Here is a 7,907-nt window from a genome sequence, read left to right as displayed (position 1 = left end):
GACATGTTGATCCCGAGCCAAGCCCGTCAGAAACGGCGGGAAGGTGTAACGACTAGAAAAAGTAAGCTAAAAATAAAGCGAGTCTCTGAAGGCTCGCTTTTTTCATGCGGAAATTTCCACGAAGGCAAAGCTCCCGTAAGGGATGAAGATATAGTCTGAACTGCATGGAAACATGCAGAAGCAGGGGATAAAGAGCCCCTGCGGTAACAAATGGGTACAGGTCTGCGCAAAGTTATCAATTCACTGGTGTCTGCCGTTAAGGCAATCGGCAAGAAGAACTCAGTGCTTGACAATCTTGGAATCAAGAAGGAAGAGATGGTTGACGCTAACGGGAATCTCAAATCCATGACGGACATAATGGGAGTGTTGCAGAAGCACACCGAGTCAATGGACAAGACTCAAAAGAACGCCGTTTTCAACAGTCTGTTCGGAACAACAGGACAACAGGCGGGCATGATTCTTGCTGAGAACTCTCAAAGGTTGGGTGAACTTACTCAGAAGACACAGGAAGCAGCTGACAAGGGCAAGTACGTACAGACACTGTCGGAAAAGAACTCGGAAACTGCTCAGGCTAACAATCAAAAATTCAAGAAGGCATGGGAAGACCTCGAAATCAAATTCGGTGCTGAATTGCTTCCGTACATGACTGAGGCAACAAGGAAATTAGGAGATTTATTCGGTCAGAAGGATTTCCAGAAAGATATCAAAATCATGGCCGAAGGCGTGGGCTTTGTTTCCAAGTTATTTCTAAAGTTTACAACGGTATTGATAGAAAACAGAAGAGCTGTACTGAAAGCTGGAGCTGCAATTGCAGGATTATTGGTAGTTGATAAAGTTATTAATTTCACTTTGAAATTAAAGGAACTGGCCACCGTCTTTGGCGGATTCGGGTCTAAGGTTGCAGAAGAGCAGGCAGAAGTAAAGGCGCTCACTCTTGAGTATCAATCTCTTGCCGAGGCAAAGACGCTCGCAAGTAATTCCTATGCTGGTGTCGGAAGTTCTGCATCAGGTGCTGAGAAAAAGATGTCAAAACCAGTTCAAAGTGCGAAAATAGCCGAAGGAATCGAAGAAGGCGTTGCAACATCCGGTGCGGTGGAAAAGGGTGTAACGAAGAGTGTTGCTGCTGCTGAGAACAGTTCCAAGCTGTCCAGCTTTATGTGCAGGTTTGGAACGAAAATCATGGGATTGGCTGGAGTTGCAATCTCATTGTACAGCGTTGTTGACGATGTAGCTAAAGCCATCAAGACGGGTTCTGAATCTTCCAAAGTAAAAGCTGCTGCAAATGTTGCTGGCACCGCTATCGGAGCAGGCGTTGGTTTTGCCGCTGGCGGACCCATGGGGGCGGCTTTAGGCTCTTCCATAGGGAATATGCTTGGCAGCACGTCCATAGCGCAGAAAATCGTCAAGGGACTCAACAATGCAGTTAAGAAAGCTGCAAAGGAGCAGCAGAAACAGATTGCTGAAACCGGCTATGTCATGTATGACGGGACCATGGTCAAGGTGGGCAAGGTCAAGATTGAAAAGAGCTCACTTACCAAAGCGCAGAAGAGCGTATCTGATGATATCCGGAAGTCAATGGACAAGGCGGACCTGTCGGTAATCAAGATGTCGGTGCAGACTGATGACAAGAGTCTGAACAAAGCCAAGGCTACGCTTGAAGGTTTCTACACCTCCATTGCCCGCACTGCTGAAAAACAGTCACAGAAGAGAGCGGACGCTGAAAAACGTGCAGTTGAGCAGATGTACAAGCAGCACCAGATCAGCAAAAAACAGTACGAAGAGTACATCAAGGGAATCAATGACGCCGACAAGAAGCGACAGTCCAGTCAGAAGAAGACATATGACAGCCTCATAAAGGCAACAAACAAGTATAACGAAGACCTGAAAACGGCCACTGCCAACGGGCAGGGCAACGTAAACAGGATTACGTACACCTATAACAAGAAACGCGAGAAACTGGCAAAGGATGAAGCTGAAACTATCAAAGGGGTCAGGGAATCCGGCTATGTTGAGATAAAGGGCAGAACTTACACTGGTGAGGAAGCCGTAAGAAAGGTACAGGAGCAGTTCAAGGCAAAACGGGAGAAGCTTGCCAAGTCTGAGAAGAAGGAACAGGCTGAAATCGCCAGAAATACGGCCAATGAAAAGAAAAAAATTACTGAAAAGTACAATAAAGAGCGGTTGAGCAAGCTGCAGTCCCTGTCAAAGTCGATTGCAAAGGAAATGGGCACAAGCTCCAAACAGCAGAAGGAGATTCTGGAAAAACTGCGCAAGGACAAGGGGCAAATCAGTGATAATGAAGCACGGGATCTGATTAATAAATCGGCCAGCGAAACTAAAAAGCTGATTGAGCATGCTGAGAAAACGCGCAAGGAAACGGTTGACAAGGCGCAGCAGACCTACAAGGGCAAAGTAGAACAGTACAGGAGAATGAACAAGGACATTCCGGGCTACACCAGGGATATGATGAACAAGGACATCGCCAATGCCAAATCGGAGCGTGACACTACTGTCAGCGTTGCCAACGAGGCAAAGAACAAAATTGTCGGAAGCGCCAAGGCCAAACACAATCAAGTTGTAGATGAAGCCAAAAAGCAGAACAAGTCTGTAAGTCAGAATATTGTGGCTGAAGGCAACAACGGCATCAAATCATATAATGCCTGGGGTGCCGCTGTTCACAACACCTTGAAGTTCCTGTCTGATGCATGGTCATCTGTCGTGCATGCATTCGGCGGGTCGTACAGGGGGAATGTCGGCTCATACAGACCGGCAGCAAGAATCGGTTCCTATGCCAACGGCGGGGTTGCACGTACTGGCCTTGCCCTGGTCGGGGAAGCCGGGCCCGAACTGGTCTACACGCCCTGGAGCAAGTCCGCCAGAATCGTCGGCAGACACGGAGCTGAAGTTGCACCGCTCAATCAAGGTGAACAGGTGCTGAATGCACGTGACACAGCAAGAGTGATGACCGGCAGTTATTCCGGCACTCTTCCGGGCTATGCCACGGGTACGTTCTCACTGTCCGGCTTTATCGGAAGCATTAAGGACAAGGCACTGGACATTGCCGACAGCGTGCTTGACGTCTTGAAGAAACCAGCTGAATGGATAGCCAAGGGATTCAGTCACTGGCCAAATGTTCAGGCGTTCAGCTTCACTCATACAACATTGATGGATCAGACAAGAGATATGGCGAAAAAGTCACTGACAAATCCGGTAACACAGGCGTTCAAGAAGCTGTTGAAAAGCTATGATGACAGTGGTGCAAATCCGGGCGGGTCTGGTGTAAAAAGATGGGAACCTTACGTCAAGAAGGCACTGGCTAAGTTGGGGCTATCCACAAGCAGTGCCATGGTAAATAAGGTCCTCAGACAAATCAAAACTGAATCCGGCGGCAATCCGCATGCTAAACAGCCCGGAGCAGACCCTGACGGAGACGGCTCGGGTCCGGCACTCGGCCTCATGCAGACGAAACGCAGCACGTTCAATGCGTACGCTCTTGCCGGGCACAAGGATATCTGGAATGGATATGACAACATGCTTGCCGGACTGAACTATGCCCGCACGCGCTATGGTGCAAGCCTGTCGGCTCTCGGCAAGGGACACGGATATGCCAACGGAGGCCTGGTCTCCACGCACGGAGTGTATGAGATGGCTGAGCAAAACCTTCCGGAGATGGTCATTCCACTGGATTTGTCAAAACGTTCAAGAGCATATCAGCTCATGCAGAAATCATTGGACTACTTTGCACGCACCGACAACCATCAGGGAGTATCCAAAGCCGATGTTGAGTCTGAGAAGTCAAACAACAGACTTGAACAGACTTTGGGCGCGATGCTGACCATGTTGACTAAGCTCTTTGGCGCAAGTGAAGAGCAGATTGAAGTACTGCGCACCCTCAGTTCGGGCAATGATAACAGGCAACTGGCAGATATCGGTCAGAAGCTTGACGCCATTGCCAACAAACAGTTGAGAGTAGACGGCTCCAGTTTTGCCCGCAGCTATGAACAGTACGGATCAGTTGAAAGGAACAGAAGAGATACGATGTTAGGAAGGGGGATGTCGATTGACACAAGAATCTAGGCCATATGGTTTCGAATTTGCCGGCCACCACTCGAGCGATTTCGAGCTGGTAGTATTGGCAGAAAAGACAGTGACAATGCCGTCTAAGCGCAAGTCTCAGCTGCAGTTGCCGTACCGTACGGGATATATCGACTTGAGCGACTTATACGGCCTCAACACGTACGATGAACGGACAGTGACGTTCCCCTGCCGTCTGCCATACGGCCAGGCGAACCTGTCATTGATGAATCAGAAGCTAACGGAGCTGATGAACTGGTTGATGAAGCCAACTGGAAAGACACTGCTCAAGGATGATGCCATGCCGGGCTATGCTTTCATGGCCGAAGTTCAGACCGCTCCGACAATTGAAGAAGGTTGGAATTTTTGCAAGGTGACGGTCGTATTCCAGTGTTATGCTTATCGGCTCAAGCGTTGCTATGACGATGTATGGGACACGTTCTACTTCAATCTTGACGCCGCCTCCAATATCGAGGTTGACGTCAAAGGGCATGAGAGCGTTCTGTTGATAAATACAGGTCATAACCGGGTTCGGTTGACTGTGACCTGTTCCACGGCCATGTCTGCGTCAGTCAATGACCACGTCTTCGCGCTAAAAGCTGGGGATAATGTCAATCCTTACCTGGAGCTGATGCCGGGCGAGAACACGGTCAATCTGGAAGGCACCGGTCACGTCAAGTTCAACTGGACGGAGGAATGGCCATGACAAAGGGATTTCGCATTACGATCAGAAGCGGTTGGAATGGCGAAGAGAAGGTGCTCAACTCGGACATCTTCTCAAACTACAGGCTTGTTTCTGCGGTGCTATCAAAAAGCACGACGACATATGATTCATTTACGTTCGATCTAGATCCGACGCATGCGATGTATACGGAAATTGAACCCTATACGTGCTTTGTCAGGATAACTCGTCCGGATAAGGGGCTGACGCTCTTTGAAGGGCGGGTTCTTACGTATTCCGACAGTATGGATTCGTCGGGAGCAGTGCAGAAGGAGGCGGTATGTGAAGGACTGGAGGGCTTTCTGCATGACAGCGTACAACCGTGGAGGGAGTTCCATAACACCACGCCTAAGGATTTTCTTCAGGCGCTTATCACGGAGCACAATAAGCAGGTCGAGTCTTACAAGCAGATAACGCTTGGCACTGTCACAGTAACGAATTCAACTGATAACGTATATCGGTTTACTGATGACACGCAGGATACCTGGTCCAACATACAGGACAAGCTTGTCAGCCGTCTGGGCGGTGAGATGAGAATCCGAAATGAAGGCGGGAAACTGTTCCTGGACTATGAACCTGAGATATCATCGGAATGTCCGCAGAGAATCGAGCTTTCGCATAATATGGTGTCAAGCTCACGGAATGTTGACCCGACAGAAATTGTAACGGTGCTCAAGCCGCTGGGCGCAACTCAGGAACGTCAGAACAACGACGGCAGCACCGATGTATCCAGTCCGCATTTGACAATCGCAAGCGTCAACAACGGCAGTGACTATCTGCGCGATGAGGCTCTGATAAATCAGTTTGGCATACACGTCAAGACCGAAACATGGGAAGACGTCACGACACCACAGGCTCTGCTCACAAAGGGCAGGGCTTTTCTTGATGCGCAGACGGCCATCAAATATCAGTTGCAGGCAGGGTACATCGACCTGTCGTTCCTCGAAGACAGCATTGGAATGATCGAATGCGGGACCTACGTACGCATTGTCAATCAGCTGGAGGGCCTGTATGCGACGGAACGCATCGTGGCCATGTCACTGGATCTGCTCAACATCTCCAACTCCACCATCACGCTCAGCGACAATCCGATAGACCTGACGGCATATCGTGAACAGCACCGGTCGGAAACCGACGCGCAGAAGGCACTGATCAACCGTCTGATGTCACGTCAGACAAAAGCAAACAAGGAAATCGAGGACTTAACCAAACAAAATCAGCAGCTTTCCGACAGTTACAGTAAGCTTTCAGACAGCTATACCAAGCTGTCCGAGAGGATAAAGCAACTTGAGAGCAACGGCGGTAACGCCGGAACGTGGACCGCCGGCGGTAAATTCATTGACCTGTCATCAAACAACGGCAGTCAGACTCAGTCATGGTATGACAGCTTGTATCAATCAGGCGTCAAAGGTCTGATGATCAAGCTGACTGAAGGGTCTGCTGCAGGCAGTGCATATCTCAATCCGCTATTCGACGAGCAAAAGAGCCGTGGAATTACGGCTAAAATGAAGTTTATCGGTGCATATCACTATCTATTGGCAGTGTCCGTCGCCGATGCACAGGCGGAAGCACAATGGTTCCTGGGCAAACTCAAGGCCAAGGGTATACCGACAACTGCTGTTGTATCGTGCGATGTTGAGGACAGTTCTCTTACGAAGGACAAGGCAACGCTGACTGCGGAGGTGGATGCATTTAACAAGGTGCTGACCGATGCCGGCTATACGAATACATGCGACTATTCGAGTGCGTCATGGTTCAGCAGTAGATTCGACAGTCATGCCAAATACAAGTGGGTTGCCAGCTGGGGCGCATCGTCCAAGCCGGCAATTGCTGATGCATGGCAGTATACTGACAAATACAATGGAGCGAGTCTGGACTGCAGCTATAGCTACAATCAAATTTTTGTCTAGAAGGAGTGATTAGATGACAGTAGATTACAGGGACCCGACGCATATCATGCCGACTGACAGCCCTGTTGACCAAAATAAGGTATCTGATGCCAGCAAGCTGTTGGCCAGATGGATCAGACAGAAGATGTATGGGGTTGACGTACGTGAATCACTGGCTCGTCTGGCCGAGCAGACGTCGGCTGATGTGTATGATGACCGGCAGACTGTACAGGATTATAAGAATCATGCAAATAATGAGGAACAGGCGCTGCGCAACCTGGCCAACAAATTGTCGCAGGAGTTTGAAAGTATCCTGAACGCCAAGACTGACAATGCTGAAGTCATAAATGCGCGAATCGACGTTGCCGGTGCCGTGTATCAGACGCTTAAGATGCGTCTTGACGCAATGCAGCTGAACTTGAACACTTTCTATCAAATGGGGCAGGTTGATCCTGCTCTTCATATACTGTGTATCAAGGACATCGCAAAGGACAGTGAGAATCTGCGCCTGTCTTCGCTTGTACAGATAACAGGTGGGGACGGCTCGGATGGTGATTTGACGGTTACGTCATCAACGCGCATGAGAATTGACAAGATAAAGGATGTGTAAGCATGGCGAAAATCAAGAAGATGATGGAACTTGAGGAGAATGGAGATGAGCAGCAGTTCTTCCCGCAGACGCACGCCGATGCCGTGCTTGATCTGCACGATTACCTCAAGAAGTATGTGATTCCCGGAGCGGTCAACGGTAAGGACGGAAAAGACGGAACTAACGGGCTAAGTGCGTATGACATCGCTGTTATCCAGGGTTTTAAGGGCACGGCGACCGATTGGCTTCATTCTCTTAAGGGAGACAAGGGCGATAAGGGAGACAAGGGCGCTACTGGCGCAACGGGGCCGATGGGCTTGACCGGTGCGACAGGTCCTCAAGGTATCAAAGGCGATAAAGGTGATAAAGGCGATACTGGCGCAACAGGGCCGATTGGTCTGACTGGTGGTACCGGCGCACAAGGCCCTCAGGGATTGCCAGGAGCCACCGGACCGCAGGGTATTCAGGGCGTGCAGGGACTCGAAGGTGCTACTGGTCCTAAAGGAGATAAGGGAGATACCGGTGCACAAGGACCACAAGGCGTTAAGGGCGACACAGGAGCAACAGGGACTGCCGGTGCACGTGGGCCTCAAGGTATACAAGGGCTCCAAGGTCCCAAGGGGGAACGAGGAGA

Annotated in this window: 4 protein-coding genes and 1 pseudogene; all 5 read left to right on the top strand. The window is 49.9% G+C overall.

What is annotated here, in order from left to right; translation table 11 throughout:
* The first annotated feature begins 210 nt into the window (after positions 1-210).
* Entirely contained in the window at positions 211-4,077 is a 3,867-nt protein-coding gene (locus V7Z60_RS07685; protein ID WP_334117251.1) for a phage tail tape measure protein, read from the top strand.
* The gene (locus V7Z60_RS07680) at positions 4,061-4,780 is read left to right on the top strand and encodes a hypothetical protein (protein WP_334117250.1); all 720 of its coding nucleotides are present in this window, start codon (positions 4,061-4,063) and stop codon (positions 4,778-4,780) included. The genes V7Z60_RS07685 and V7Z60_RS07680 overlap by 17 nt, the downstream gene beginning before the upstream one ends.
* Positions 4,777-6,705, top strand: a complete 1,929-nt coding sequence (locus V7Z60_RS07675) for a phage tail spike protein (protein WP_334117249.1) — start codon at positions 4,777-4,779, stop codon at positions 6,703-6,705. The genes V7Z60_RS07680 and V7Z60_RS07675 overlap by 4 nt, the downstream gene beginning before the upstream one ends.
* A gap of 13 nt (positions 6,706-6,718) precedes the next feature.
* The gene (locus tag V7Z60_RS07670) at positions 6,719-7,294 is read left to right on the top strand and encodes a hypothetical protein (protein WP_334117248.1); all 576 of its coding nucleotides are present in this window, start codon (positions 6,719-6,721) and stop codon (positions 7,292-7,294) included.
* Between the two features lie 2 nt (positions 7,295-7,296).
* Positions 7,297-7,907: pseudogene (locus tag V7Z60_RS07665) on the top strand (hypothetical protein); the annotation flags it as partial.

The organism is Ligilactobacillus sp. (assembly GCF_036846325.1).
Lineage (GTDB): Bacteria > Bacillota > Bacilli > Lactobacillales > Lactobacillaceae > Ligilactobacillus.
This window is presented reverse-complemented; position numbering and strand designations above follow the sequence as displayed.